Genomic DNA, 26,209 nt, shown 5'->3' with positions numbered 1-26,209 from the left:
TGTCACGGCTCGATGAGCAGGTAGCCACCGCGGGCCGCGTCGAAACCCCCGATCGCACGGCCTGCGGCGAGGTGCCCGGTGAGCTCCTGCCGCACGCGCCGGCGCCAGTGGGCCGCCTCGGCGGGTGACGCGAGGCGCAGCGCCTCGATATCGGGCGGAGCCTCGACGGTCGCCACCACCCGCTCGGATGCGGGGACGGATGCGGGCGAGGTGGTGAGGTCCCAGTCGACGAGGATGCGGTCGGTCTCATCCCCGCGGTTGACGCCGTCGTCCATCGGGCCGTAGTGGTCGATGAGGTATTCGACGGCTCTCGCGCCGAGCACGGCGAGGTTCAGATGCGCGTTCCGGGCGACGAGCGGATCGAACGTCCAGGTGATGTGCTCGACGCCCCGCGCGAGCGCCCACTCGCGCTGGTGCTGCTTCAGCATCCGCCCGAGCCCGCCGCCACGGTGGGAGGGGAGGATGCCGGTGATGTGGGAGTGCATCGAGCGCGCGGCGGGCGCGGCGAAGAAGGCGACCGAGGCGCCGACCATCGTGTCGCCGTCGTAGAGGCCCGCGGCGTAGTTGCCGGCGTGGGTGAGCGCGCGCAGCAGATTCGCGGGCATCCCGGTGCGGTCGCCGCCCCACACCTCGCTCAGCACGGCGGATGCGGCGAACACCTCGTCGACATCGTCGATCAGGTGGATCCGGACGGATGCGGGCACCCCACTCATCGCCCCAGTCTGGCACCGTCGATCACCCCGCCGTCCGGCGCCCCGACGCTACCCTGAGCGCATGAGCACGCACACCGGGGACGGCACCGCGGCCGCATCCTCGACTTCGGACACCCGCTTCTTCGGCCAGCCGTGGGCGCTCGCCCACATCTTCGGCGTGGAGATGTGGGAGCGGTTCAGCTTCTACGGCATGCAGGGCATCCTGCTCATCTACCTGTACTACACGGCGAGCGAGGGCGGACTCGGCATCGACAAGGCCGTGGCGACCGGCATCGTCGGCGCCTACGGCGGTGCGGTGTACCTGTCCACGATCCTCGGGGCGTGGATCGCGGACCGGCTGTTGGGTGCGGAACGGGTGCTGTTCTTCAGCGCGATCGTCATCATGATGGGGCACATCGCCCTCGCCCTGCTGCCGGGCATTGCGGGCGTCACGGTCGGGCTCATCCTGGTCGCGGTCGGTTCGGGCGGCCTCAAGGCCAACGCCACCTCCGTGGTCGGCTCGCTGTACGCCGAGGACGACCCGCGCCGCGACGGCGGATTCTCGCTGTTCTACCTCGGCATCAACCTGGGCGCGCTGGTCGGTCCGCTGCTGACCGGTCTGCTGCAGCAGACTTGGGGTTTCCACTTCGGGTTCGGTCTCGCCGCGGTCGGCATGGCGTTCGGCCTCATCCAGTACTCGATCGGGCGACGCGGGCTACCGGCCGTCGCCCGCACCGTGCCGAACCCGCTGCCCCGCACCGCGTACGCACGGTGGATCGCCATCGGCGCCGGAGGCCTCGTGGTCATCGTGGCGCTGGTGCTGCTCGGCGTGATCCGCGCCGACACCCTCGCCCCGGTCGTCATCCTCGTCACGATCGGCGCGACGATCGCGTACTACGCCGTGATCCTGTCGTCGAAGCGGCTGGATCCGGTCGAGCGCTCCCGGGTGTTCGGGTTCATCCCGCTGTGGATCGTCAGCGTCGGGTTCTGGTCGCTGTACCAGCAGCAGTTCACCGTGCTGACGATCTACTCCGACGAGCGACTCAACCGCGACCTGTTCGGCTGGGAGATGCCGGTGTCGTGGGTGCAGTCGATCAACCCGGTGTTCATCATCCTGCTCTCCGGGGTGTTCGCCGCGCTCTGGACGAAGCTCGGCCGCAGGCAGCCGTCGACGCCGGTGAAGTTCGCCCTGGCCGCCATCATCATGGGGGCGGCGTTCCTGCTGTTCCTGCCGTGGGCGAACGGAGGGGCGAACACCACGCCGCTGCTCGGCATCATCGGCATCCTCTTCGTGTTCACGGTGGCGGAACTCCTTCTCTCCCCCATCGGACTGTCGGTATCGACCAAGCTCGCCCCGCGCGTGTTCCACACTCAGATGGTCGCGCTGTTCTTCCTGTCGGTGGCGCTCGGCACCGCGATCGCCGGATGGCTCGGCCAGTACTACGACCCGAGCAACGAGGTGCCGTACTTCACGATCCTCGCGCTCATTGCCGTGGCACTCGGCATCGCACTGCTGCTGTGCGTGAAGCCCGTGCTCGCGCTGATGCGCGGGGTGCGCTGAGAACCCCGGCGCGGGCGGTCGAAACGACGCCGAAACGCGCGTAGGCCAGCATGAGCGGATGCCGGAGAAACAGCTCGTCCTCGCCGCGTACGAGGAGTTCACCCCCAACTTCGTGAACCACACGTGGCACCTGCCGCGCAGTATCTCCCACCGCTACAGCGAGCTGGGCTTCTGGCAGGAGTACGTACGGGAGCTGGATGCGGCGGGCTTCGACTTCCTGTTCCTCGCCGAGGCGCTCGGCTACCCGATGACGGACGACGGCGCGGTGCCGGATGCCGTCATCCGCGAGGCGGTGCAGATGCCGGTGCTCGACCCGGTGGCCCTCATCAGCGCCCTCGCGGCGACCGTGGACCGGCTCGGCTTCGTGGTCACTGCATCCACCACCTCGCAGGTGCCGTACCTGCACGCCCGCACCTTCACGACGCTCGACCACATCACTGCCGGCCGGATCGGCTGGAACATCGTCACCACGGACCAGCAGAACGCGCTCACGCGCCTTCTCGGCATGGACGCCGTCGTCCCGCATGGCGAGCGCTACGACCGGGCGACCGAGTTCGTCGAGCTCGTGCTGCAGCTGTGGGAAGGCGCCTGGGAGGACGATGCCGTCGTCGCCGACAAGGCCGCGCGGGTGTACGCGGATCCGGCGAAGGTGCACCGCATCCGGCACGACGGCCGCTACTTCTCGCTCGACGGATACTTCCCTGCCACGCCGTCGCCGCAGCGGACGCCCACGCTGTTCCAGGCGGGCACCTCCGACCGGGGCAAGGAGTTCGCCGCCGCCTACGCGGAATGCATCTTCACGTCGTACCGCGACACCGCCTCGGCGGCCGCGCACATCGGCGACCTGCGCGCTCGCGCCCGCACCGACGGCCGGGAGCTCGTCGTGCTCAACGGGGTGTCGGTCGTGGTCGGCGACACGACGGCGGAGGCGGAGGCGGAGCGGGCGGACCTGGATGCGGCGCCCTCACGGGATGCGGCGGCGGCGCTGTTCCTCGGCTGGACCGGCGTCGACCTCTCCGCGCTCGGCCACGACACCCTGCTCGCCGACCTCGACCCGCAGGGCAGCAAGACGACGTTCGCGCTCTGGGGCGACAACCCGGCGACCCCGACGGTCGGCGCCCTGCTCGACCAGATCACCTCGGAGTCCGGCGGATTCAAGGCCACCGGGACGGCACTCGAGGTGGCCGACCAGCTCGAAGCGATCGCGCGCGACGGCGACATCGACGGATTCCTGATGGAATGCACCTACGGCGGGATCGAGAGCCACCGCCGGTTCATCGCCGAGGTCATGCCGATCCTCCGCGAGCGGGGGCTCCTGCCGGCGGAGCCGCGCGGCGGGAGCCTCCGGGAGCGGCTCACCGCCTCCGCGACGCCGCGCCTCGCCGCGCCGCATCCGGCCGTGAAGTACCGCCACTGACGCCCACCTTTCCCCGACCCGCTCAGACACAACGGCGGAGATCGTGATCCGGTGACGCTGCGCAACCGGTTGCAGTGACCGTCGCGGCCATGATCTCCGCCGTTGTGCACGGGTGTGACGGATGCGGAGCCGCCGAAGCGGACGCAAACCCTGCAGCGGGGCGCGGGCGCGCTCAGCGGGTGAGGATGAGGGCGTCGCCCTGCCCGCCGCCGCCGCAGAGAGCGACCGCAGCGGTGCCGGAACCACGACGGACCAGCTCGTGCACGGCGTGCACGACGAGCCGGTTGCCGGAGGCGCCGACCGGGTGCCCGATGGCGATGCCGCCACCGTGCGGGTTGACGACGTCGTCGCTGATGCCGAGCTCGCGCTGCGACCGGGCGACCACCGCACCGAACGCCTCGTTGATCTCGACGAGGTCGAGGTCCGCCGGCGTGATGCCCTGCTTCTCGCAGGCCTGCGCGATGGCGTGGGCGGGCTGCGCGTGCAGCGAGTTGTCGGGGCCGGCGACCTGACCTGCGGCACCGATCGCCACGAGGACCGGCCAGCCCACCGCATCCGCGTGGGCACGGGTGGTGAGGACGACCGCCGAGGCGCCGTCGGAGATCTGCGAGGAGTTGCCGGCCGTGATCGACCCGCCCTGCGCGAACGCGGGGCGCAGACCCGCGAGGGTCTCCACCGTGGTGTCCGGGCGGATGCCCTCGTCACGCGTCACCCGGATCGGATCGCCCTTCCGCTGCGGCACCTCGACGGGAACGAGCTCGGCGTCGAAGACCCCGGCGTCGTACGCTGCGGCGGCGCGCTGATGCGAACGCGCGGCGACCGCATCCTGCTCCGCGCGCGTGATCTCGTACCGTTCGTTGTGCCGCTCGGTCGAGGCGCCCATGCTCTCGTGGTCGAAGGCGTCGGTCAGGGCGTCGTAGGCCATGTGGTCGAGCACCTCGACGGTGCCGTAGGACCAGCCCTCCCGCGAGCCCATGAGCAGGTGCGGCGCCCGGGTCATCGACTCCATTCCGGCGGCGACGACGACAGTGGCATCCCCCGAGCGGATCATGCGTGCGGCGTCGATCACCGCGGTGAGGCCGGACAGGCACACCTTGTTGACGGATGCGGCGTGCACATCCCAGCCGAGGCCCGCGCCGATCGCGGCCTGCCGGGCGGGGTGCTGACCGTTCCGCATCCGCGGGGATCGAGCCCTGCTCGAGCGCGCCGCGGATCGCGAACGCACCCAGCTGCGGGGCGGTGAAAGCGGACAGCTGACCCTTGAGGCGCCCCTGCGGGGTGCGGGCCGCGGCCACGATGACGACGTCGTCGGTGTTCATGCCTCCACCTTAGATTCGATGCGAACGAGAAGATCCGGCTCGGTCGCGGCGCGCACCTCGTCGACGCTCACGCCCGGTGCCACCTCGACGAGCACGAGCCCGTCGGGGGTCACGTCGATGACGGCGAGGTCGGTGATGATGCGGTCGACGACCCCGCGCCCGGTGAGCGGCAGCGAGCAGTCGTTGACGATCTTCGGCGAGCCGTCGCGGGCGGTGTGCTCCATCAGCACGATGACCCGCCCGGCGCCGTGCACGAGGTCCATGGCGCCGCCCGGGCCCTTGACCATCTTTCCCGGGATCATCCAGTTGGCGAGATCCCCGGTCGCCGACACCTGCATGGCGCCGAGGATGGCGGCATCGATCTTGCCGGCCCGGATCATGCCGAAGCTCGTCGCGGAGTCGAAGATCGACGCGCCCGGGAGCACCGTCACGGTCTCCTTGCCGGCGTTGATGAGTTCGGGGTCGACCGCGTCGTCAGTCGGATACGGCCCGACCCCGAGGATGCCGTTCTCGGACTGGAGTACGACGGTGACGCCCGCCGGCACGTGGTTCGGCACGAGTGTCGGCAGTCCGATCCCGAGGTTCACGTAGGCGCCGTCGCGGAGCTCCTGCGCGGCACGGGCGGCCATCTGTTCGCGGGTGAGTCCCATGGTCACTCCCCTCCTTCGGTGCGGACGGTGCGCTTCTCGATGCGCTTCTCGATGTCGGGACCGACCTCCACGACGCGGTGGACGAAGACGCCGGGCAGGTGCACCGCATCGGGGTCGATCTCCCCCGGCTCCACCAGGCGCTCGACCTGGGCGATGCACACGCGCCCGGCCATCGCGGCGAGCGGGTTGAAGTTGCGGGCGGCCTTGTGGAAGACGAGGTTGCCGTGCCGGTCGCCGACGGCGGCGTGCACGAGCGCGAAGTCGGTGACGATCGCCTCCTCGAGCACGTAGTCGCGTGCGGTGCCGTCGACGTCGAAGGCGCGGACGTCCTTCACCGGGGAGGCGACCGCGACCGAGCCGTCGGAGGCGTAGCGGCGGGGCAGCCCGCCCTCGGCGACCTGGGTGCCGACACCGGTCTGCGTGAAGAACGCGGCGATGCCCGATCCGCCGGCGCGGAGCTTCTCGGCGAGCGTGCCCTGCGGGGTGAGTTCGAGCTCCAGCTCGCCGGTGAGGAACTGCCGCTCGAACTCTTTGTTCTCACCGACGTACGACGAGGTCATCTTGCGGATGCGGTGGGCGTTCAGGAGCACGCCGAGCCCCCAGTCGTCGACGCCGCAGTTGTTGGAGACCACGCTGAGGTCGGTCGCACCCAGCGCGAGCAGTGCCTCGATGAGGATCATCGGGTTGCCGGAGAGCCCGAACCCGCCGACCGCGATGCTCGCCCCGTCGGGGATGTCGGCCACGGCCGCCGCGGCGGTGGACACCTGCTTGTCGATCACGCGGACTCCTTCGTGCCGGGTCGAGCCGGATGGCTCCGCTCCAGCCTGCGCGCACACGATGCCGCGCGCACAGCACACGCTTGCCATGTGGAACCCTCGCCGCGTAGCGTCCATATCGTGGACACACACGGGCAGGTGGCGGGCGCGCAGGCGGTCGGGCGCGCGGCACGGCTGCTGCGGCTGGTCACCGGTGGCGGGACCGGGGGCGCGGCGACCGGCGAGCTGGCGTCGGCCGCGGGGCTGTCGCGACCGACGACGCACCGCATCCTCAGCGCGCTGCGACAGGAGGGCCTCGTCGACCAGGACGACGCGACAGGGCACTGGGTCGTCGGCCCCGAGCTGTATCTCATGGGCACTGTCGCCGCCGCGCGGTACGACGTCACCGCGACCGCCCGCGACATCGTGCGCTCGCTTGCGGTGCGTACCGAGGAGAGCGCGTTCCTGTCGGTGCGCCGCGGGGACGAGACGGTGTGCCTGCTGCGCGAGGAGGGGAGCTTCCCGATCCGCTCCTTCGTCCTGTCCGAGGGGGTGCGCTTTCCGCTGGGCGTCGCCTCGGCCGGTCTCGCGATCCTCGCCTTCCTGCCGCCCCACGATGTGGACGCGTATTTCGATCGGCATCCGGAGCTGCCCGACAAATGGGGCGCCGCTCACGGCGAGGCGCGGCTCCGGGCGCGGCTGGCGGAGACCGCCGCCCGCGGGTTCGCGGTGAACCCCGGGCTCATCGTCGAGGGCAGCTATGGGCTGGGTGCCGCGGTCTTCACCCGTGAGGGCGACCCGCAGTGGGCGCTGAGCCTGACCGGGGTGCAGTTCCGGTACACCCCGGAGCGGATCGCCGAGCTCGGCCGCATCCTGCTCGCGCACGCGCACCAGCTCTCCACGCGCATCGCCGCCTCGCGCTGACCGTCAGCCGCTCGGGCGCGCCGCGACACGCACGCTCAGGTGGCAGCAACGGCGGAACCAGCATCCGCGACCCCGCCCGGGCTGCCACCCGAGGTGCGGTCAGCTGCCGGTGCGGCGGCGGCGGCCCAGGTACGTGGAGAGGCCGACGGCGGCGAGCAGCGCGACGCCATTGAACACGTTCGACGCCCAGCCGCTCGCGCCCGACAGCGCCAGGCCGCTGACCGACACCGATACGAAGATGGCGCCGACGATTGTGCCGATCACGTTGAAGAAGCCGGGACGGATGGCGGTCGCACCCAGGAACACCGCAGCCAGGGCGGGGAACAGGAGGGTGCCCCCGTCGGATGCGGTCGCGCTGCCCACCCGAGCGAGCTGAAGGACACCGGCAAGACCGGAGATGAAGCCGGCGATGATGAAGCTCCACCACACGTTCTTGTTCACCGGCAGGCCGACGAGCTTCGCGGCGGTCGCGTTCGACCCGATCGCGTACAGCGACCGCCCGTACGGGGTGTGGGTGAAGAAGTACCACGCGATCGCCGCGACGATCAGGGTGATGAAGAAGGCCACCGGGATGCCGGCGAGGCGGGTGGAACCGAACTTGATCAGCGCCGGGTCGATCCCGCTGACGAAGGTCTGACCGCCGGTGAACCAGCTCATGAGACCCGCCAGCAGCATGGACATACCGAGGGTCGTCACGAACGGGCTCATGTGGAGCCGGGTCACGAAGAAGCCGTTCACCACGCCGACGAGGGTGCCGAGGACCAGGGCGATGAGGATCGACAGCCACAGCGGCAGGCCGAACACCGACATCAGGCCGGCGGTCATGACCTGCGCCATGACGGCGGTGGCCCCCAGCGAGAAGTCGAAGTACCCGCAGATCAGCGGGAACAGCGCGGCGATCGCGATGAGGGCGACCACGGCCTGACTGCCCAGGATGACGTTCAGGTTGTTCATGGTCGGGAACGAGGTGGACGACAGCGGGAAGAAGGAGAAGAACGCGTAGACGACCACCGCGAGCAGCGGCAGCGCGAAGTTCTCCAGCAGCCGCACCGGGGCCGGGGTGCGCTTCACCGGGATGGAGACGGTCGCCGTCGAGGGCGGAGTGCTCGTCTGGGTCATGGCTGTGCCTCCGTGGGGGCGTCGGTGACGGATTTCTCGCGCAGCACGAGGCTGGTCAGCCCGTCCACGTCGAGAGTGCCGGCGGCGACCTCGTCGGAGATCTTGCCGCGGCTGAGGATGAGAGTGCGATCGCACAGGGCGTGGATTTCGCCCAGGTCGCTGGAGGCGACGATGACCGCGCAGCCTTCCGCCGCCGCACGGCGGATGATGGCGTAGATGTCGGCGCGGCTCATGACGTCCACGCCCTGCGTGGGTTCGTCGAGCAGTAGGAGCTTCGGATGCCGCTGCATCCATCGCGCGAGGACGACCTTCTGCTGGTTGCCGCCGGACATGGACGAGAACAGCGCGTCCGGACCGGCGACCTTCACCCCGAAGTCGGCGATGAGGGTCTGCGCGGCGCTGCGTTCGCGACCGCGCGGCATGACGCCCGCCGTCCAGTTCTCGGAGAGGGTCGCCAGTGCCAGGTTCTCGGTGACGGACTGGTCGGGGAAGGCGGCCTCCCCGGCTCGGTCCTCCGGGACGAGCGCGACGCCGGCGCGCATGGCGTCGCCGATCGCGGCGGGAGCGTAGGGCGCCCCCTCCAGGGTCATGGTGCCCTGGTCGGGCGCGTGCTCGCCGAAGATCATCTTCAGCACGCTGGACCGCCCCGAGCCGACCAGGCCCGCGAGTCCGAGAATCTCGCCGGTGTGCACGGTGAGGTCGATGCCGCGCACCGGTCCGCCGCGCAGCCCGGCGACGCTCAGCACGGGCGTCCGGTCGGCGTGCTCGGCCTCGCCGGTCGGACGCAGCGCCCGCACCGAACGGCCGGCCATGATCTCGATGAGCTCGTCCTCGGTGGGGGTGGTGGCGACCAGTTCGCCCGCCACACGGCCGTCGCGGTAGATCGTGAAGTCGTCGCAGACCGCGAGGACCTCGCGCAACCGGTGGCTAACGATGACCACCGTCTGACCGAGCTCGGCCCGTCGGCGCACGCGCTCGAGGAGCAGCTCGGACTCCTGCGCCGCGAGCCGCGCGGTGGGCTCGTCGAGGACGAGCAGCAGCTCCTGCGCCGAATCCTGGTCCTGCAGTGCCCGCGCGATCGCGACCATCGTCTGGTCGGACGGGCGGAGCTTGCGCACCGGCGTGCGCGGGTCGATGTCGAGTTCGTACTCGGCGAGCAGGCGCGACACGTGCGCGCGCAGGCTCTTCCAGTCGATCCCGGGGCCGCGGCGCGGATACCCGTTGTCGAGGGCGAAGTTCTCCTCGATCGACAGGTCGTCGAACAGTCCCAGGTCCTGGTGCACGAAGCGCAGGCCCGAGCTCTGGGCGGTCGCGGGGGTGTAGCCGTGCAGATCGATCGGTCGCCCGAAGATCTCAAGCTCACCCGCATCCGCGGTGTAGACGCCGGCGAGGATTTTGATCGTGGTCGATTTGCCCGACCCGTTGCCGCCGAGGAGGGCGTGCACGGTGCCGCGGCGGACGGCCAGGGACACGTCGTTGAGCGCACGGGTCCCGCTGAAGTTCTTGTCGAGGTGACGGATCTGCAGCGCCAGACCCCCGCGGTCCGGCGCGCCGGGAGCGGCAGGGGTTACCCCTGCCGCTCCCGGGTTCGCCAGGGCGTCGGTCACTTGCCCCACGCCGCGAGGAACTTGGACTTCCAGTCGATGCTGCCGTCGTACGGGCCGGAGTCCGGCAGGTTGTGGTCCTTGTCGACCACCTGCACCGACTGCCCGATGAAGGCGACGTCCTCACCGGCACGCGCGCGGATGGCGGTGTCGATGGAACCCCACGACTCCCAGATCTGCGCCTGGCCGACGGTGGCGGTGATGCCGGGCTGGCCGTTGCGGATCATGTCGAGCGCACCCTCGGATCCGAACCCGCCCACGACCGTGAGCTTGTCCGCGAGACCGGCCTGGTCGATGGCGGCGGCGAGGCCGTTGACGAGGTAACCGTCGGTCGGCATGACCAGCGAGTTCGCGTCGGGGTTGGCCAGCAGCACGCTGACGATCTTCTGGTTCATGGAACCGTCGGCGCTCTCGACGTCGGAGACGTCGACAACCTCGACGACCTCACCCGAACCGAGGGCGGTGATCTCGTCCTCGAAGGCGGTGGTCACCAGGCCACCCCACGGGTTGCTGGTCATGTTCACGACGACGGTCTTCGGGTCGCCGTCGGTCTTGCCGAACACGTAGTCGGCCTGCAGCTTGCCGATCGCCATGAAGGGGCTGGGCACGGGCGCGTCCTCGAGCCAGAGACGCTCGGCGTCCCACAGCTTCGGGTCGCAGTCGTCCACGCCACCCCCGCCGACGATGGTGACGCCGGCGTCGTGGGCTTCCTGGAAGGCGGCCTGCGCCGCGCTGCAGCTGATGCCGACTGGGACGAGCACGTCCGCGCCGCCGGCGACGGCCTGGCGGATCGCGGTCGCGAAGCCCTCGGGGCTCAGCTTGCCGTCGACGATCGTGGCGTTCCAGCCGGCCGTCTCGGCGGCCTCGGCCATGGCGGCGGCCGGCGCGGAGCAGGTCGGGTTCGACTCGCCGCACGACATGACGTAGAAGTTGAGGCCCGCCTCGGGCGTTACGGGGGTCAGGTCGGCGAGGTCGGAGCCGATGCCCTCGTACGCGGTGTCCAGCGCGGTCTGAGCCTCGGCGCTGAGCTCCGTGGTGTCGCCGCTGGCGGCGGGGTCCGTGGTGTCACCGGTGGTACAACCGGCGAGGGCGACGGCGACGGCGACGACTGCTGTCGCGATCGCGAACTTCTTCTGTGATCTCACGAGACACTCCTGCTGTGTCAGGAGGCGAGTGCCGAGGTGCCGGCGCCTTCGCCTCGTTCGGGTACTGGCGTCCATGCCAGCGCTTCATCACACCAGCCCGCCGCGGGTTCGGGAACGCGGGGGCTGCGATGGGTGGCATCGCCCAGTTCGATGAGCGTATCGCTTCGGCCGCTCAGATCCTGCCCTCACCTCCGTCGACGAGGAGGGTCTGACCGGTGATGAAAGCCGCATCCGGTGAGGCGAGGAACGCGACGGCCGCGGCGATGTCGTCCGGTTCCCCCGATCTCGGCACCGCCTGCCGGCTGCGCACCAGCGCGAAGTGCGCGTCGGGGATGTCGTGGACGGCGTGCTCGGTGCGAGTGAGACCCGGAGCCACCGCGTTCACGGTGATCCCGTCGGGTCCGAGCTCGGTCGCGAGGCCCCGGACGAGGCCGGTCAGCGCGCCCTTGCTGGCGATGTAGTGGCTCATCGCTGCGGGCGGGGTGACGTAGCTGGAGGAGGTGATGACGACGATGCGCCCGTCGCCCGCAGCGCGGAGCCCAGGAAGCGCCGCGCGGATGAGATGGAACGCGCCGTCCACGTTGACGCGGAAGGTGCGCTGCCAGTCGGCCGCGCTGAGCTCGTCGAACGGCACGGCCTTCTGGAAGGCGGCGCAGTGCACCACGACGGCCGGCGGCGCGGACTCCCGCCCGACCCGCTCGATCGCCGAGGCGACCGCATCCGGGTCGGAGATGTCGGCGTGCACGTCGATCACGCCGTCGCGGGGCGCCGCCGGGTCGATGACGTCGAGGCTCGCGACGACAAGGCCTGCGGTGCGAAGGCGCGCGACGATGGCGGCGCCGATCCCCCGCGCTCCTCCGGTCACGACGGCGGTGCGTTCGGTCATCTCGGACCCCTTTCGGCGGCGGCGGCGATGCCACCACGCCCACGCTAGGGCCGGGATGCGGGCCGGGTGCAGACCGCGACCGGCATACCAGGCATCCGGACGCTGCCCGGAGGGACTCAGGCGGGCTGGACGTCCGTGTCGAACTCGACGAGCTCCGCGACGGTGCGGAGGATGCCGAGGAGCCACCGCAGGGCCGGGTCGCTGTTGCGCGAGGGATGCCAGAACGCGGATTCCACGAGGGTCGCCAGCGGCAGCGGGATGCGGGCGACGGTCAGATCCAGCTGCGCGCCGTAGAGCTCCGCGACGCGCGTCGGAACGAAGCCGAACATGTCGGTGCCGGAGACGAGGAAGGGAACCGGGAGGAAGCCCGGGACGCTGCGTGCCACATGCGGGCGGACGGAGGCGGCCTCGAGCGCGTCGTCGGCGAACATCACCACGTGCTCCGCGAACGCGACCTGGACGTAGGGCAGCTCGGCGAGGTCGACGAGGTCGAGGGCCCCGTCCTTCAGCCGCGGGTGCCCGCGGCGCACGATGCACGCCATGCTGTCCGAGAACAGCGACTGGCGCTTTCCGGGCACGCCGTGCGCGGCGGAGGCGATGGCCACATCCTCGCGGAGCAGATCGACGGGGCCGATGTTGTTGAGCGACCCGAACTCGACCGAGACATTCGGCGCCGCCTCCTCGAGCACCCGCAACAGCGGTGCCGTCATCACGGACAGGGCGTAGTCGGATGCGGTCAGCCGGAACTGCCGGTCGCTGGTGCGCGGATCGAACATCGGCCGCAGGTTGAAGGTGCGGCCGACCTCGATGATGGCCTCACTCACCACCGGTTGCAGCGCCAGGGCACGCGGGGTGAGGTCGAAGGTGCGGCCGTTGCGGACCAGCAGCGGATCGTCGAGGAGCTTGCGCAGCTTGGCCACCGCGCCGCTCACCGCAGGCTGGGTGAGACCGATGGACTCCCCGGCACGGGTGAGGCTGCGTTCGGTGAGGATGGCATCGAGCACGACGATGAGGTTGATGTCGATGCCGCGCAGATCATCCATGCTCTCGTAAACGCCCCTTCACGCCCGCCCCAGCATATCGACCGACCCGCATCCGCATCCCTCCACGCCGAGCCACCCCATTACACGCGAGCCACCCCTGTACGTGTCGCACGCACAGGGGTGGCTCGGCGACGGGTCAGAGGCGGTCGGGACCGTAGGTGCGCCGGGCCGGCGGGACCCGGTAGCCCGGGCTCGTCGTCTCGACGATGCGGTTCGAGATGGAGCCGAGGCCTTCGACGGTCATCGTGACAACGTCGCCGACCTGCAGCGGCGGGATGATGAGCTCCCCGCCCGCTCGCGCCCAGCGCTCCGACAGCGCACCCTGCGATGCGGTGCCCGTCGCGAGCACGTCACCCGCGCCAACCCAGGCGTCGCGGGAGGCGTGCACGAGCATCTCCTCGAACGACCACGACATGTTGCGGAGGTTGTCCGTGCCGACGACCTCGCCGTTGATGGCGACCGACATCTCCAGCGCGTAGCGGTCGCCCTCGCGGAACTGCTCGAGCTCCTCGGGCGTCGTGATCCACGGGCCGAGGGTGTTGGCGAAGTCCTTGCCCTTGTTGGGCCCGAGACCCACCCGCATCTCGTTGCCCTGGATGTCGCGTGCACTCCAGTCATTGAAAAGGCAGAACCCGGCGATGTGCTGCGATGCCTCCTCCAGCGGAACGTCGCGGACGGTGTCCTTGACGATCATGGCGACCTCGAGTTCGAAGTCGAGCTTCTGGGTGAACGGCGGCATCGGGATGTCGGCACCCGCGGGGACCACCGACCAGGGGTTCATGAACAGGAACGCCGGCGCCTCGTACCACTGCGGCGGCACCGTGCCGTCACCGGGCTCGTTCTTCTTCATCCCGGCGATGTGCGCCTCGAACACGAGGAAGTCGCGCATGGCGCGCGGCTGCACCGGCACCGCGAACGTCGCGTCCGCGATCGGCCGGCGCTGCTGCTTGCCGGCACGCACCAGGACGTCGCGGCGGACATCCTCGGGACCCTGCAGCAGTGCGAGGATGTCGGGGTCACCCGGCAGGTCCTGGACGCTGCCGTGCTGGATGATGCCGGTGTGGGTGAGGCCGTTGTCCCCGATGTAGCGGGCGTAGCGGGGCATCAGAAGTCCAGCGTGTGGGAGAAGTCCCGCTGCCGCGTCTCGAGGGCGGGGATCGCCTGTCCGAGCGCCCACTGTTCGAAGTGCGGGTAGGTGGCGTGCTTCTTGAACGCCTCCTCATCGTCGTAGACCTCGAAGATGCGGAAGATGTTCGGCTCGTCCGGGTTCTGGTGCGCCTGGTAGTAGATGTTGCCAGGCTCCTCGCGGGAGGCGGGGGAGAGCTTTTCGAGCGCGGAGCGCACGGTCTCCTCCTCGCCGGGCTTGGCGATCCAGGTTGCGGTGCAGACAAAGGCCATGAGTGGTCCTTTCAGGGTGGGTTGACGGTCAGCGGATGCTGCCCGGAGTCATTCGTCGAAGAGGGCGACCGCGCGGGTCCAGCCGGCGGAGGCGCCGCGCACCTTGGCCGGGAAGCAGGCGACGGTGAAGCCGAAGGCGGGGAGGTCTTCGAGGTGCTGGAGCTTCTCGATCTGGCAGTAGCCGACCTCGGCTCCCGCCTTATGACCCTCCCAGACGACCGAGGGATCCCCGGTCTCTTCGAAGAGCCGGCGGTTCGCGGCGATCGGGAGGTCCCAGCCCCAGGCATCGGTGCCGACGACGCGGATGCCCTGGCCGGTGAGGTGCAGAGTCGCGTCGCGGCCGAACCCGATGCCGGTGTCGATGTAGTCGTCCCGGCCGTATGCGGCGGCTGCCACGGTGTTGGCGAGCACGATGTCGAACGGCTGCAGCGTGTAGCCGATGCGGTCGAGTTCGGCATCGATGTCGTCCGGGGTGACGAGGTGGCCGCTGGGCAGGTGGCGCAGGTCGAGCTTCACGCCCGGGCGGAAGAACCAGTCGATCGGCACCTCGTCGATCGTCCAGGCCCGCTCTCCGTTGTTCATCGTCGGGTGGTAGTGCCAGGGGGCGTCGACGTGCGTGCCGGCGTGGGTCGTGATGGTCACGGTCTCCGCCGCGAGGCCCTGCTCGTCGAGCAGCTGATCGGGCCGGATGCCGTACATCGCGTACATGTCCTTCAGGCCACCGATGTGGTCCTTGTACTCGATCTTCGGCCGCAGGAACGGCGGATCGACGGGGATGACGTCGTCCAGGGGCATCGACAGGTCGACGAAACGCATGGGAACTCCTTTGTCAGCGCCTCCATCCTGTGGGCGCGACCGTGTCCGCGACACCTGCCCCCGCCCATAGCTGGCATCGGCGGGAGAGGGTGTCGCGGAGACGGATGCGGTTCAGACGGGGTTGCGCAGGCCAGCAGGCCAGATTCCGTGGCGGCCGGGGTTGAGGATGCCCTGGGGGTCCACCGCATCCTTGATGCGTTCCACGAAGCGCCGATAGGCGTGGTCGTTGAAGGCGTACTGCTCCTGCGCCAGGTCCATAAACTGCAGGTGCGCGCGATACTCGCCGTAGCCGATCTGCCCCGCCTCGGCGACCAGGTCCTGCATCGTGCGGTATGCGTGCGCGGTGGCCGCCTCGTCGTCGTAGTCGAAGGTGATGCCCGCCACACTGACAAGGGATCGCGCACCAACAACGATGAGGTCGGCGGTGTGGTCGATGCCGCGCGCCTCGAATCGTCCGCGCAACCAGCGCTGGAGCTCAAACACCTTCTGCCCGGTGAGGGGGGCCACCGGCGCGAAGCTCATGTGACCGCCGTGCGAGCCGCCATACCATCCACCCATATCCTTCCAGTCAAGGTTAGGGACACCCGCGTACACCCGGTCGGAGGGGTCGGGGAGGGTCGGCCATTCCTCCGGCGTGGTCGTGGTGGAGCGGATGGAGACGTCGGGGATCGTCCCGAACGCCAGCTCGATCTTTTCGAGCTGGTGGGTGTTGACGGGGCGATCCCCGTAGAGGGCCAGCCGGAGATGCCACCGCCCGATGCCGATCCGCGCGGCGATCGAGTCGATCGCTGCGTCCGTCAGGGGAACCGAGGGGTCGGAATCGTCCCAGTGCGAGCGTGGTGCGATCGTCGAGGCGATCAACAGCGTGTTGAGGATGCAGGGGACGCCGTCGACGGTGCCGTCCAGTCGGAGCCGGCGCAGCGTGTCCACGAGCGGGATGAGGTCTTCGTCCCGCCGGACGTCGATGTGCACGTGCGTGATGACCTCGGGTTTGGGCTGCAGCCAGATGCCGAGTTTCGTGACGACGCCGAAGTTCGACTGCATGAACAGCTGGTCGAGCGAGGGACCGAGACTGCGCTTGTAGAGGTTCCAGGACTCGTTGCCGTCCATGGCGCCCATTCCGGTGCGCAGCAGTTCGCCATCGGCGGTGACGACCTCCATTCCGCAGACGGCCGCGAAGTCTTTGCCGTTGGGCAGGTAGGTCAGTCCGTTGTCGAGCGAGTTCCCCCCGAGGCTCCCCCATCCGAGGTCGGGGACGGACACCATCAGCCCGGACCCGGCCGTCTCCAGCGCGTCGTACATGTCCTGGAAGCTGACGCCCGGTTCGACGAGCGCGTAGCCGAGGTCCTCATCGATCGTGAGAACCCGGTTCATCCGCCGATAGTTCAGCGTGATCCCCCCGGACACGCGGGGTGCAGCGCCGCCGTAGCCGTTGTTCCGCCCCTGCCCCTGCGCCCAGATGGGCACGCCATGCGCGGCCGCGATGCGGACGATGGCCTGCACCTCGCCGACGCTCTCCGGCTGGACGACGCCCGCGGTGGCGAACGCATCCCACCCTGCCGGCTGGAACGGGTCGCGGAACTCTGCCGCCGCCGGCGCGTCCAGGACGCGGTCGGCGCCGATGGTGTCGGCGATCTCGGCCAGCGCCTGGCGGACGGTGTCGGCCGGGATGAGGCTGCGGACGGCGGGCAGGAAGTCGGGTGTGGTCATGGGTTCTCTCCGTTGAGACGAGGGATGGAGGTGTGCGCTATTTGCGGATGGTGAGGATGCCCGAGGGCAGCGGGATGCCGCGGCCGTCGGCGCGCGCCCGCTCATAGATCAGCGACGCCAGGACGATGTCCTGGAAGCCGCTCCCGGTGGACTTGTAGATCGCGATGCCGCGCTCGGGCCGGATGGCGCGCCCACCGAGCAGGTCGTGCAGCGACACAGTGACGGCATCCGGGTCGATGCCCGCTGCACGCGCGGCGATCATGTCGCCACTGTCATGCAGGACCTCGGCGAGGGCGTCGGCGACGATGAACGACGCGCGACCGATGAGTGCCGGGTCGAGCTCGCGCTGAGCGGGGGTCGTCGATCCCACTGACACGATGGTCGCATCGGGGTCGACCCAATCGGCCAGCACGGTCGGCGTCTCGTCCCGGGACCGCGCCGCACACAGCACGAGACCCGCACCCGCCACGGCCTCCGCGGCCGCACCGACCGGGTCGACGGGGATCCCGAGTTCGGCGGAGAGCTCCTCGGCGAAACGCTCACGATTGGCCGGTGTGGGGCTCGTCACGCACACCCGCTCGATCGTGGCCACACGGGCGGCGGCGCGCAGCTGGGCTCCGGCTTCGAATCCGGATCCCACGACGGCAACGCTGACGGGACGATCGGGCAGAAGTGAGGTGAGCGCTGCCGCCGCGGTCGCCGCGGTGCGCAGCCCCGTGATGCGGTTGCCGTCGATGAGGGCGGCCAACCGGGAGTCCCGCTGATCGAACAGCGTGATGAGATAGCTGACGAGCCCGTTCTGCAGGGATGCGGAGATGGTCTTCGACCCGGCGTATGCGCCCCCCGGAGGGGCGGCGGTCATCACCCGCTGCCATCCCGTTGCCGTCGTCGCCACCGCACGTTCCGGAGTGGAGGAGGCGACCTCGGGCCGGCTGTAGGCGTCTCGCAGCGCGGCGACAGCCGCATCGACGTCGGCGAGGGCGGCGACGTCCGCATCGGTGAGCAGCAGTGTGGGAGGGTCGGCGACGAAGCCGTCGTCGCTCATCGCCCGGCCTCCGAGTCCGCCGACGGGGCCGGATGGAGCGTGGAACGGATCATGGTCTCTCCTCGGAGGTGACGGGCGATGGCGATGAACGGGTCAGGCGGGGTTGCGTCCGACGAAGAAGTCGCGGAAGGGGTCCATGCTCGGTTCGAAGCCGGAGTCGATGAGGCCCTTCCGGAGCTGATTCATCTGCGGGTCGTGGATCTTCTGCGTGGGAAGACGCAGCGGACCGCCGTTGTACCCGCGCAGCCACCCCTGGAACTTCCACAGCTGTCGGTCGATGAAATGACCGCCGTTGAGCTGCTGAGACACGGCCGACTTCGCCTTCCGCGCGGGATGCATCTTCCAGTACAGATCGGTGACGTCGTCGAACCGCCCCTCCGCGAGGAGCCTCATCGCCGCCGGGATCGTAGGCCCCCAGAACTCGTGGTCGCTGGTAGCCGACAGCTGCAGCGGGATGAGCTGGCCCAGCGGCAGCAGTTCACCCTCGATCGGGCACGAGATGACGACCTCTTCACCGAACAGGCGGTGGCATTCGACGATCCCCATGATGCTCGGAAAGCCGCCCTCCGCCTTGATCACCGCGATGTTCGGCACGTCGTCCAGCAGGCGACGGATGAGACGGGCCGGGATGTCGGAGGGGTGGATGCGGGTGCTGAAGCCCCACAGGAACATGGGGAAGAGGATCACTGCGAGGTTGGTGGCGTCGCAGACCGCCTTCGTGTAGTCGTAGATCTCCTGCTCTGATTCGGGGTAGAAGTTCGGCGGGTACGCCAGGAGGACGAGTTCGGCTCCGGCGGCCTCGGCGCCCTTCACGGCGGCGATGTTCTGTTCCAGCGTGCTCCAGGAGGCGTGGTGCACGATCACCATGTCGGACTTCGCCTCGTCCGCGGCGATCTCCAGGAACTGCAGGTATTCGGGGAGGGTGATGTTGACCTCGGATACGGCGAGCGAGCCCAGGAACCCGTGTTCCTTCGCCAGGCTGATGTCGTGCCGGATGCCCTTCTCATTGAGACGGGTCAGGTCGTTCGTGAAGGACGGGATGGTGCAGTTGACGGCGCCGACGAGCCGCTCGCGCGCCCACTCCCGGGCCTCGGACTTGGTGTAGCTGGCCATGTGCGTTCTCTTCTCTGTGAGGGTCAGGCGCGAGCGCCCGCAGCCGCGGGCGCCTGCGGGCGCATGATGAGGTCGTGGATCTCCGCTCGAAGCCGGAGGAATTCGGGCGTGGCTTTGGTGGCGATCTGATCCCGATCCGTGCCGAAGGGCACCCGGACGGTCGCGGCCACGGATGCCGGGCGGCCGGAGATCACGATCACCGTGTCGGCGAGGTACACGGCCTCGTCGATGTCGTGGGTCACGAGGACGATGGTGACCCCCAGGCGATTGCGTAGGTCCAGCATCAGGTCTTCCAGGTCTGCGCGGGTCTGCGCGTCCACCGAGGCGAAGGGCTCGTCCATGATGAGCACTTCCGGCTGATACGCCAGGGCCCGCGCGATGGCGACGCGCTGCTGCATCCCCCCGGACATCTGCCACGGGTACAGCCCGGCGGCGTCCGGGAGCCCGACGTCCGCCAGCGCCCGGTGGACGCGTACCCGCCGCTCCGCCCTCGACAGGCGGGAGCGCAGCAGCGGCAGCGCGACGTTGGCCTCGACACGCATCCACGGCATCAGGGAACGGCTGTAGTCCTGGAAGACGACCGCCATCTTCTCCGGCGGCTCGTTCACCTCGCGGCCGTCCAGCACGACGCGCCCGCTGTCGGGGGTGGCGAGCTGCGCGAGAGCGCGCAGCAGGGTCGTCTTGCCGACACCGGAGGGTCCGACGATGCAGACGAACTCACCGGACTGCGCCGTGAACGTCACATCCTCGAGGACGAGACGGTCACCGAAACCCTTCTTGAGATGTTCCACTGAGAGGATCGTTCGGGGAGCGGAGTCGCTCATGTCACAACCTTTCAACCACGCGACAGTCGGTGCCAGGCGAGCACGTAGTGCTCGACGACGCCGTAGAAGACATTGAGGATGTAGCCGATCAGGCCCAGCAGGATCATCCCGGACCACATTTCGGGAATGGAGAACTGCCGCTGAGCCTCGAGGATGAAGTAGCCGATTCCCCGGCTGGACCCCAGCAGCTCGCTCGCGACCATGAGGACGACGGAGACGGCGAGGCTCGCGCGGATGCCCGCGAAAATCTGCGGGCTGGCGGCGGGCAGCACGATGCGGAAGATCCAGTCGACCCGGCGCAGGCGCACCGATCGGGCGACATCGCGCAGGGCGGGGCTGACGCCGCGCACTCCGTCCATGGTGTTCAGCAGGATGGGCCAGACCGCGCCCAGCACGATGATGGTCACTCGCATCTCCAGCCCGATCCCGATCAGCTGGATCGCGAGCGGCAGCAACGCGACCGCGGGGAGGTACCGCAGGAACTGCAGCACCGGGCTGGTCGCCTCGGCGGCCACACGGAACAGCCCCAGCGCCACCCCCAGTGCGACGCCGACGACGATCGAGACCAGCAGCCCCAGACCGATCGCGATGAGGCTGGGGACGACGTGCACCGGGAACAGGTCGAAGACCCACAGATCCACGAAGGTCTCGAGGATCCGGGTGAGCGGCGGGAAGTAGAACGACGTCGAGTTCTCACTTCCGAACCACCACACCACGACCAGCACGATGGGCAGGATGAGGCCCAGACCGACGTTGCGCAGGACAGCGCTCATTGCTCGACCCGCCGAAACGAGACGTGCCATCTCAGTGCCGAGCGCTCCGCCGCCACGAACAGTGCATTGATACCGATCCCGAGCAATCCGCTGAGGACGATGTAGGCGTACATCTGCGGGATCGCCCCGCCCAGCTGCGTCACCACGATCTGCTGACCGATGCCCGGTGCGGCGATGACGATCTGGACGCTCAACGTCAGCAGCAGGCAGATGGCAGCCGCCAGGCGGAGTCCGGTGGCGATGTACGGCGCCGCCGTGGGCAGCGTCAGCCGCGCCAGCGAGTCGATCCGCTGGACCCGGAAGGAGCGGAACGTGTCGCGCGCGACCGGGTCGATGTCGCGGACGCCGTAGATGGTCTGCAGCATCACCGCCCACACCGCGGCGAACGTGGCGAGCCAGACCGTGCTCTCCATCCCCGTGCCGAACATCAGAACGATCAGCGGCACGAGAGCGAGAGCGGGAATGGTCCGCAGGAAGTCCAGCAGGGGAGCGGACATGCGGTACGCGAGCCGGCTCATCCCCAAGGCGAAGCCCACCAGCACGCCGATGACGGTCGCGAGCATGAAACTGACGGCCCACGACCCCAGCGTGATCGCGAGCGGCGACCACACCGTTCCGTCGGCGAAGATCTGCACCAGCGAGACGGACACCGCGACGGGTGTGGGAACCGCACCGAGCCGACCGCCTGCGGCGGCCAGCTGCCACGCCGCGAGGAGGACGAGGACGAACCCCGCCTTCCAAGCGACGGCGCTGTGCCGCCGACCGGCCGCGGTCATCGCTGCCACAGGACACCTGTCGCGTCGAACTCCTCGGCGATGAAGCCCTGCGCGTGCATCGCGTCGGCGATCCACTGCAAATCGTCCTCGCGTCCTCGATCAGCGAGGACGAGTATTTCGGCAGCAGGCTCTGAGCGCGAGCCTCGTCGGAGAGCTGAGTGAACTCGCCCATGATGTCGCGGACGGCGTCGGGGTTCGCGAGGGCGTAGTCCACCGCCCTCGCGATGGCCGCGGTGAACCCGTCGACCTCATCCGGATGCGCCTGCGCGAAGCCGGCACTGGTCACCCACGTCGTGCCCACCTGATCCGGCATGCCCTCGACGAACGGCTGCGACAGCACGGTGAGCCCCGCGGCCTTGGCCTGGGACAGGAAGGGGTCCGTGATGAGCGCTGCGTCGACGCGATCCGACTGCAGCGCGGACAGCATGTCCGGAATGGCGATCTCGACGAACTCGACACCGGAGGGGTCGACGCCTGCTTCATCTAGCGCGAGGCGGGTCGCAAGCTCGGGCGCCGACTTCAGTCCGACGACCGCGATGGTCTTGCCCGCCAGGTCGCTCACGTTCGTGAGTCCGCTGCCGCTCGCCGCGACGATCGCCGCGGCGTCCAGGTAGTCGGGTCCGGATCCGTACCGGTCGTTGGCAGCCACGATGGCGACCCCCAGGCCCTTCGACGCGGCGGTGAGCGTGGGCACCGGGGAGATGAGCGCGAACTGCAACTCGTCGTTCAGGAGCGACGGGATGGCGGCCGCGGCGGCCTGGACGAGCGTCGGGGTGACGTCGAGGCCTTCGTCCTCGAAATAGCCCAGTTCATCTGCGAGATACAACGTCGCGGCGTTCGCGATGGGGGTGACGCCGACGGCCAGCTCGACGAGCTCCGCGGGTCCGGAGCCCGTCGAAGCCGCGCCGGTGGACGCGCTGCATCCCGTGGCGACGATGGCGGCGGCAACCGTTACGCCCAGCCAGACGACGCGCCGTGTCGTGGTGCGAGTCATGTGTGAGTCTCCTTGCTCCGTTGGAAGGTTTCCTCGAAGAATATCCAATATCAATTATCCGCACAGCGCTCAGCGTGATGGCTACCATCACCCGCTGGCGAGCTACTCGGGAACGACGATGCCCTGCTCGTGGAGGACGTCCGCGAGGATGCCTGGCGTGACGTCACGCCCTTGGTTCCGCATGCCGAAATAGGACTCCAACAGGTGCAGGCGTGTGGCGCGGGCCGCCGCATCCGCATCCCGGTCCCGGCACGCCGCAAGGATCTGGCGGTGGAAGACTTCCGCCAGCGGTGAGCGGAGGTCGAAATGCAGGCGAATCCGGTCCGCCTCCGCCCCCAGCGTCTCGATGAGACGGGTCAGGACCGGTGCGCCGGCCGCGCGGTAGAGCACGTCATGGAAGGCGCGGTTGAGCTCGTTGAAGACCGTCGCCAAGTCCTCGTCGTCATGACGCGCTTCGAGCTCATCGAGGATGGCGGTCATCCGCGCGACGTCGTCGTCGGTCAGGCGCGGCACGCCCAGGAGAGCCGCCCGTCCTTCGAGGTCGATTCGCAGGGCGGTGACTTCCTCCAGACGCAGCGGGTCGACCCCCGCGACCACGGTTCCGCGATAGGGCTGTCGCTGGACCAGTCCGGCGGTCTCCAGCTGCAAGATTGCCTCGCGGATGGGAGTTCGGCTCACGCCCAGTTCGATCGCGAGCGTCGCAAGTTCTAGTCGACTTCCAGCGGGCAGTTCGCCGCGCACGATCCGATCGCGCAGGATGCGCGCGACTTCGTCCGTCATGCGCCGGGGCGTCAGAGGGGTCATCTGCCATGAATATCCAATATCCGGGCGTACGTCCAGTTGCCCGCACCATGGGAGCCATCGTTGTCGAGAGGTGGACGCCGCTTCGGATACCGTCGTACGCTCGCCACGTCCCGCCCGCTCGATGAGGAGGCCTCACCATGCCCATCGCCACCGTCAACCCGTTCACCGGACAGACCGAGCAGGAGTTCGAGGCGCACGACGACGCCGAGGTGGAACGCCGTATCGCCGCCACCCACGCCGCGTACACGGAACTGCGCGCCACGACCTTCGCGCAGCGCGCGGAATGGATGCGCGCGGCGGCACAGCTGCTCGAGGACGACGTCGAGATGCTCGGCCGCATGATCACGATCGAGATGGGCCGGCCCATCGCCGGCGCCCGCGCCGAGATTTTGAAGTGCGCGAAGGGTCTGCGGTTCTACGCCGACCACGCGGAGGAGTTCCTCGCGCCCGAGCAGCTGGCCGACCCGTCTTCGGTCGGCGCCTCCGCCGCCGGCACCCGCTACTCGCCCATCGGCGTGGTGCTCGCGGTCATGCCGTGGAACTACCCGTTCTGGCAGGTGCTGCGCTTCGCCGGCCCGGCACTCATGGCCGGCAACACCGGCCTGCTCAAGCACGCATCGAACGTGCCGCAGGCGGCCCTCTATCTCGACACCCTGTTCGAGCGGGCCGGCTTCCCGGTGGGGGCGTTCCATTCCCTCCTGATTCCCGCGTCCCGGGTGGAGAAGGTGCTGCGGGACCCGCGGGTGAAGGCCACGACTCTCACCGGCTCCGAGCCCGCCGGGCGGTCGCTCGCCGCGATCGCCGGATCCGAGGTCAAGCACGTGGTGCTGGAGCTCGGTGGCTCCGACCCGTTCGTGGTGATGCCCTCCGCCGACATCGAGCGCGCCGCATCCGTCGCCGTCACCGCCCGCAACCAGAACAACGGCCAGTCGTGCATCGCCGCCAAGCGCTTCATCGTGCACACCGACGTGTACGACGAGTTCCTCCGCCTGTTCGCCGAGAAGGTCACGGCGCTCACCGTGGGCGACCCGCTCGATGAGGGCACCGACGTGGGTCCGGTCGCGACCGAGTCGGGTCGCGACGAGCTGGAGGGCCAGGTCGCGGATGCGGTCGCCAAGGGTGCGACCGCGGTCGTCGGCGGGTATGTGCCGGACCGTGACGGCTGGTTCTACCAGCCCACCGTCCTCACCGGCGTGACCCCCGAGATGCGGCTCCACCTGGAGGAGGCCTTCGGCCCCGTCGCCACGGTGTACCGGGTCGCCGACCGCGAGGAGGCGCTGCGGATCGCGAACGGCACGACCTTCGGCCTCAGCTCCTCGGTGTGGACCCAGGATGCGGACGAGGAAGACTGGTTCATCCGGAACATGGATGCGGGTGCCGTCTTCATCAACGGGATGACCGCGTCGTACCCCGAGCTGCCGTTCGGCGGCGTGAAGGACTCCGGCGTCGGCCGCGAGCTCGCAGCGGCCGGCATCCGCGAGTTCTGCAATCTGCAGACGGTGTGGAAGGCCTGAGCTCGATCACCCGGGGTCGCTGAGCATCTCCGTCCTTGTTCGGGCGCCGAGGCGCGCGGCCGGACGCCGATGCGCGGCACAACGGCGGAGATCGTGCGGGATAGGTCGTGTTTCGGGCCCCCCGGGCCCGTTCCGGGCATGATCTCCGCCGTTGTGTCCGGTGGGTGACTCTCGCGTCCTTGCGAACATTTCTTCGATTCAATGTCGGAGGTCGTTCGTACACTTGTTCCCATGGAGGATCTGTTCACCACCGCACACCGGGCCCTGGACCGGGCCCGGGAGTTGTGCCCGACCGGGCGGCCGGAGGGCCTCGGTGCGGGTGAGCTGGTGGCGTTGAGCGAGGCGCTCGGCACGCTTCGGCGGGCAGCGGATGCGGCGCTCGCGCCGGTGGCGGCGGAGATCGGCCGGCAGTCGCGTACGGAGTTGGGTGCGGATTCCCTGGCCCGGAAGAACGGGTTCCGGTCGGCGGCGGTGATGATCTCCACCGTGGTGGGCACCACGACCGGGGAAGCTGCCCGGGCGATGCGGATCGGTGAGTCCACCACACCGCGGGTGACGCTCACCGGGCATCAGGCCCCGCCGAAGTACCCGCACGTCGCCGCCGCGTTGAACGCGACCACGATCGGGGCGCTCGCGGCCGGGGTGATCGTCGCCGCGTGCGAAAGGCTCGCGCTACGCGCCGACCCGGCAGCCCTCGACCGGTTGGAGCGGATGCTGGTGAACCGCGCCCCGGGGCTCACGCTGGATCAGTTGCAGAAGCTGATCCTTCGCGCCGAAGCGCACCTCGACCCCGACGGTGTCGAACCCCGCGACACCGAACGACGCAGCAACCGTGCCCTGTCCATCCATGAAGACCGCGACGGGATGCTCGTCCTCTCCGGCCGACTCGACCCCGAAACCGCCGCACCCGTCAAAGCCGCCGTCGAAGGACTCGTCACCGGGATGCTCCGCCGCCGGCGGGATGCGGCACGGGATGGTGACGCTGACGCCGGCCCGGTCATCGAGGACACCCGCACGGTGGCGCAGATGCGGGCGGATGCGCTCGCGGACCTGTGCCGGCATGCCCTCGGGTGCGACAGCATCCCGCAACACCCCGCCACCACCGTCGTGGTGCGGATGACCCTGGAAGACCTGCAGGCCGGGACCGGGTCGGCGACCATCGACGGGATCCCCGCCCCGGTCAGCATCCCCACCGCCCGGCGCCTCGCCGCCGACGCGCAGATCATCCCCTGCGTCCTCGGCGGGAACAGCGACATCCTCGACTGGGGCAGAGCGAAACGCCTCTTCACCCCCGCCCAGAAACTCGCCCTCGTCGAACGCGACGGCG

At 69.5% G+C, this 26,209-nt stretch carries 23 protein-coding genes and 2 pseudogenes; 5 read left to right on the top strand and 20 right to left on the bottom strand.

Annotation, left to right across the window (positions count from 1 at the left end; all coding sequences use genetic code 11):
• Nucleotides 1–2: 2 nt before the first annotated feature.
• The gene (locus tag NT132_RS08945; protein ID WP_297787571.1) at nt 3–713 is read right to left on the bottom strand and encodes a GNAT family N-acetyltransferase; all 711 of its coding nucleotides are present in this window, start codon (nt 711–713) and stop codon (nt 3–5) included.
• 61 nt (nt 714–774) lie between these two features.
• Between NT132_RS08945 and NT132_RS08940 the strand changes: the two genes are divergently transcribed.
• Nucleotides 775–2,253 carry a peptide MFS transporter gene (locus NT132_RS08940; RefSeq protein ID WP_297787569.1) on the top strand — a complete coding sequence of 493 codons (1,479 nt, stop codon included), beginning with the start codon at nt 775–777 and terminating at the stop codon, nt 2,251–2,253.
• A 58-nt stretch (nt 2,254–2,311) separates the two neighbouring features.
• Nucleotides 2,312–3,670, top strand: a complete 1,359-nt coding sequence (locus NT132_RS08935; protein ID WP_297787566.1) for an NtaA/DmoA family FMN-dependent monooxygenase — start codon at nt 2,312–2,314, stop codon at nt 3,668–3,670.
• Nucleotides 3,671–3,842: 172 nt separating this feature from the next.
• Here the strand turns inward: NT132_RS08935 and NT132_RS08930 are convergent.
• From NT132_RS08930 to NT132_RS08920, 3 genes and pseudogenes are all read right to left on the bottom strand, one after another.
• Nucleotides 3,843–4,989, bottom strand: a pseudogene (locus tag NT132_RS08930) (acetyl-CoA C-acetyltransferase).
• Nucleotides 4,986–5,639: a CoA transferase subunit B gene (locus NT132_RS08925; RefSeq protein ID WP_297787563.1), complete on the bottom strand. Its 654-nt coding sequence runs from the start codon at nt 5,637–5,639 to the stop codon at nt 4,986–4,988. The pseudogene NT132_RS08930 and the gene NT132_RS08925 overlap by 4 nt, the downstream one beginning before the upstream one ends.
• 2 nt (nt 5,640–5,641) lie before the next feature.
• Entirely contained in the window at nt 5,642–6,418 is a 777-nt protein-coding gene (locus tag NT132_RS08920) for a CoA transferase subunit A (RefSeq protein ID WP_297787561.1), read from the bottom strand.
• A 117-nt stretch (nt 6,419–6,535) separates the two neighbouring features.
• Between NT132_RS08920 and NT132_RS08915 the strand changes: the two genes are divergently transcribed.
• Nucleotides 6,536–7,318, top strand: a complete 783-nt coding sequence (locus NT132_RS08915; protein WP_297787559.1) for an IclR family transcriptional regulator — start codon at nt 6,536–6,538, stop codon at nt 7,316–7,318.
• Nucleotides 7,319–7,417: 99 nt separating this feature from the next.
• Here NT132_RS08915 and NT132_RS08910 read toward each other — a convergent pair whose 3' ends face one another.
• From NT132_RS08910 to NT132_RS08840, 16 genes and pseudogenes are all read right to left on the bottom strand, one after another.
• Nucleotides 7,418–8,437, bottom strand: a complete 1,020-nt coding sequence (locus tag NT132_RS08910) for an ABC transporter permease (RefSeq protein WP_297787557.1) — start codon at nt 8,435–8,437, stop codon at nt 7,418–7,420.
• Complete coding sequence (locus NT132_RS08905; protein ID WP_297787555.1) at nt 8,434–10,044, bottom strand: sugar ABC transporter ATP-binding protein; 1,611 nt, start codon at nt 10,042–10,044, stop codon at nt 8,434–8,436. Before NT132_RS08905 ends, NT132_RS08910 begins: the two co-directional genes overlap by 4 nt.
• Nucleotides 10,041–11,186 carry a substrate-binding domain-containing protein gene (locus NT132_RS08900; RefSeq protein ID WP_297787553.1) on the bottom strand — a complete coding sequence of 382 codons (1,146 nt, stop codon included), beginning with the start codon at nt 11,184–11,186 and terminating at the stop codon, nt 10,041–10,043. The genes NT132_RS08905 and NT132_RS08900 overlap by 4 nt, the downstream gene beginning before the upstream one ends.
• Before the next feature lie 172 nt (nt 11,187–11,358).
• Nucleotides 11,359–12,072 carry an SDR family NAD(P)-dependent oxidoreductase gene (locus NT132_RS08895; protein ID WP_297787551.1) on the bottom strand — a complete coding sequence of 238 codons (714 nt, stop codon included), beginning with the start codon at nt 12,070–12,072 and terminating at the stop codon, nt 11,359–11,361.
• 116 nt (nt 12,073–12,188) lie between these two features.
• Nucleotides 12,189–13,115, bottom strand: coding sequence for a LysR family transcriptional regulator (locus tag NT132_RS08890; RefSeq protein ID WP_297787549.1), 927 nt, complete (start codon nt 13,113–13,115; stop codon nt 12,189–12,191).
• Between the two features lie 136 nt (nt 13,116–13,251).
• A complete protein-coding gene (locus NT132_RS08885; RefSeq protein WP_297787547.1) occupies nt 13,252–14,220 on the bottom strand; it encodes a fumarylacetoacetate hydrolase family protein in 969 nt (322 codons plus the stop codon).
• The gene (locus tag NT132_RS08880) at nt 14,220–14,513 is read right to left on the bottom strand and encodes a putative quinol monooxygenase (protein ID WP_297787545.1); all 294 of its coding nucleotides are present in this window, start codon (nt 14,511–14,513) and stop codon (nt 14,220–14,222) included. The genes NT132_RS08885 and NT132_RS08880 overlap by 1 nt, the downstream gene beginning before the upstream one ends.
• 48 nt (nt 14,514–14,561) lie before the next feature.
• Nucleotides 14,562–15,329 carry a cyclase family protein gene (locus NT132_RS08875; protein ID WP_297787543.1) on the bottom strand — a complete coding sequence of 256 codons (768 nt, stop codon included), beginning with the start codon at nt 15,327–15,329 and terminating at the stop codon, nt 14,562–14,564.
• 111 nt (nt 15,330–15,440) lie between these two features.
• Nucleotides 15,441–17,039: an FAD-binding oxidoreductase gene (locus NT132_RS08870; RefSeq protein ID WP_297787541.1), complete on the bottom strand. Its 1,599-nt coding sequence runs from the start codon at nt 17,037–17,039 to the stop codon at nt 15,441–15,443.
• A gap of 37 nt (nt 17,040–17,076) precedes the next feature.
• Complete coding sequence (locus NT132_RS08865) at nt 17,077–18,084, bottom strand: hypothetical protein (RefSeq protein WP_297787539.1); 1,008 nt, start codon at nt 18,082–18,084, stop codon at nt 17,077–17,079.
• 93 nt (nt 18,085–18,177) lie between these two features.
• Nucleotides 18,178–19,197: a dihydrodipicolinate synthase family protein gene (locus NT132_RS08860; RefSeq protein WP_297787537.1), complete on the bottom strand. Its 1,020-nt coding sequence runs from the start codon at nt 19,195–19,197 to the stop codon at nt 18,178–18,180.
• Nucleotides 19,198–19,220: 23 nt separating this feature from the next.
• Nucleotides 19,221–20,021, bottom strand: coding sequence for an ABC transporter ATP-binding protein (locus tag NT132_RS08855; protein ID WP_297787535.1), 801 nt, complete (start codon nt 20,019–20,021; stop codon nt 19,221–19,223).
• 11 nt (nt 20,022–20,032) lie between these two features.
• Nucleotides 20,033–20,794: an ABC transporter permease gene (locus NT132_RS08850; RefSeq protein WP_297787533.1), complete on the bottom strand. Its 762-nt coding sequence runs from the start codon at nt 20,792–20,794 to the stop codon at nt 20,033–20,035.
• Nucleotides 20,791–21,570 (bottom strand): ABC transporter permease, encoded by a 780-nt coding sequence (locus NT132_RS08845; RefSeq protein WP_297787742.1) that lies wholly within the window; start codon nt 21,568–21,570, stop codon nt 20,791–20,793. Before NT132_RS08845 ends, NT132_RS08850 begins: the two co-directional genes overlap by 4 nt.
• Before the next feature lie 187 nt (nt 21,571–21,757).
• Nucleotides 21,758–22,564 (bottom strand): annotated as a pseudogene (locus NT132_RS14365) (ABC transporter substrate-binding protein); the annotation flags it as partial.
• 102 nt (nt 22,565–22,666) lie between these two features.
• Nucleotides 22,667–23,344 (bottom strand): GntR family transcriptional regulator, encoded by a 678-nt coding sequence (locus tag NT132_RS08840; RefSeq protein WP_297787531.1) that lies wholly within the window; start codon nt 23,342–23,344, stop codon nt 22,667–22,669.
• A gap of 161 nt (nt 23,345–23,505) precedes the next feature.
• Here NT132_RS08840 and NT132_RS08835 point away from each other — a divergent pair, with 161 nt between their 5' ends.
• Both NT132_RS08835 and NT132_RS08830 read left to right on the top strand, forming a co-directional pair.
• Nucleotides 23,506–24,882 carry an NADP-dependent succinic semialdehyde dehydrogenase gene (locus tag NT132_RS08835; protein ID WP_297787529.1) on the top strand — a complete coding sequence of 459 codons (1,377 nt, stop codon included), beginning with the start codon at nt 23,506–23,508 and terminating at the stop codon, nt 24,880–24,882.
• 231 nt (nt 24,883–25,113) lie between these two features.
• Nucleotides 25,114–26,209, top strand: a 1,096-nt coding sequence (locus NT132_RS08830) for a DUF222 domain-containing protein (protein ID WP_297787527.1), incomplete at its 3' end; no start/stop codon positions are given.

Source organism: Microbacterium sp., assembly GCF_026393345.1.
Taxonomy (GTDB): Bacteria; Actinomycetota; Actinomycetes; order Actinomycetales; family Microbacteriaceae; genus Microbacterium.
The sequence above is the reverse complement of the archived record's forward strand: the minus strand, read 5'-3'. Positions and strand labels throughout refer to the sequence as shown.

Bases quoted from the DNA above. Each gene is read 5' to 3' on its own strand.
- NT132_RS08885 (WP_297787547.1), bottom strand. From the start codon at position 14,220: ATGCCCCGCTACGCCCGCTACATCGGGGACAACGGCCTCACCCACACC.
- NT132_RS08890 (WP_297787549.1), bottom strand. From the start codon at position 13,115: ATGGATGATCTGCGCGGCATCGACATCAACCTCATCGTCGTGCTCGAT.
- NT132_RS08880 (WP_297787545.1), bottom strand. From the start codon at position 14,513: ATGGCCTTTGTCTGCACCGCAACCTGGATCGCCAAGCCCGGCGAGGAG.
- NT132_RS08875 (WP_297787543.1), bottom strand. From the start codon at position 15,329: ATGCGTTTCGTCGACCTGTCGATGCCCCTGGACGACGTCATCCCCGTC.
- NT132_RS08855 (WP_297787535.1), bottom strand. From the start codon at position 20,021: ATGAGCGACTCCGCTCCCCGAACGATCCTCTCAGTGGAACATCTCAAG.
- NT132_RS08850 (WP_297787533.1), bottom strand. From the start codon at position 20,794: ATGAGCGCTGTCCTGCGCAACGTCGGTCTGGGCCTCATCCTGCCCATC.
- NT132_RS08935 (WP_297787566.1), top strand. From the start codon at position 2,312: ATGCCGGAGAAACAGCTCGTCCTCGCCGCGTACGAGGAGTTCACCCCC.
- NT132_RS08835 (WP_297787529.1), top strand. From the start codon at position 23,506: ATGCCCATCGCCACCGTCAACCCGTTCACCGGACAGACCGAGCAGGAG.
- NT132_RS08845 (WP_297787742.1), bottom strand. From the start codon at position 21,570: ATGACCGCGGCCGGTCGGCGGCACAGCGCCGTCGCTTGGAAGGCGGGG.
- NT132_RS08895 (WP_297787551.1), bottom strand. From the start codon at position 12,072: ATGACCGAACGCACCGCCGTCGTGACCGGAGGAGCGCGGGGGATCGGC.
- NT132_RS08940 (WP_297787569.1), top strand. From the start codon at position 775: ATGAGCACGCACACCGGGGACGGCACCGCGGCCGCATCCTCGACTTCG.
- NT132_RS08945 (WP_297787571.1), bottom strand. From the start codon at position 713: ATGAGTGGGGTGCCCGCATCCGTCCGGATCCACCTGATCGACGATGTC.
- NT132_RS08860 (WP_297787537.1), bottom strand. From the start codon at position 19,197: ATGGCCAGCTACACCAAGTCCGAGGCCCGGGAGTGGGCGCGCGAGCGG.
- NT132_RS08870 (WP_297787541.1), bottom strand. From the start codon at position 17,039: ATGACCACACCCGACTTCCTGCCCGCCGTCCGCAGCCTCATCCCGGCC.
- NT132_RS08910 (WP_297787557.1), bottom strand. From the start codon at position 8,437: ATGACCCAGACGAGCACTCCGCCCTCGACGGCGACCGTCTCCATCCCG.
- NT132_RS08865 (WP_297787539.1), bottom strand. From the start codon at position 18,084: ATGAGCGACGACGGCTTCGTCGCCGACCCTCCCACACTGCTGCTCACC.
- NT132_RS08840 (WP_297787531.1), bottom strand. From the start codon at position 23,344: ATGACGGACGAAGTCGCGCGCATCCTGCGCGATCGGATCGTGCGCGGC.
- NT132_RS08925 (WP_297787563.1), bottom strand. From the start codon at position 5,639: ATGGGACTCACCCGCGAACAGATGGCCGCCCGTGCCGCGCAGGAGCTC.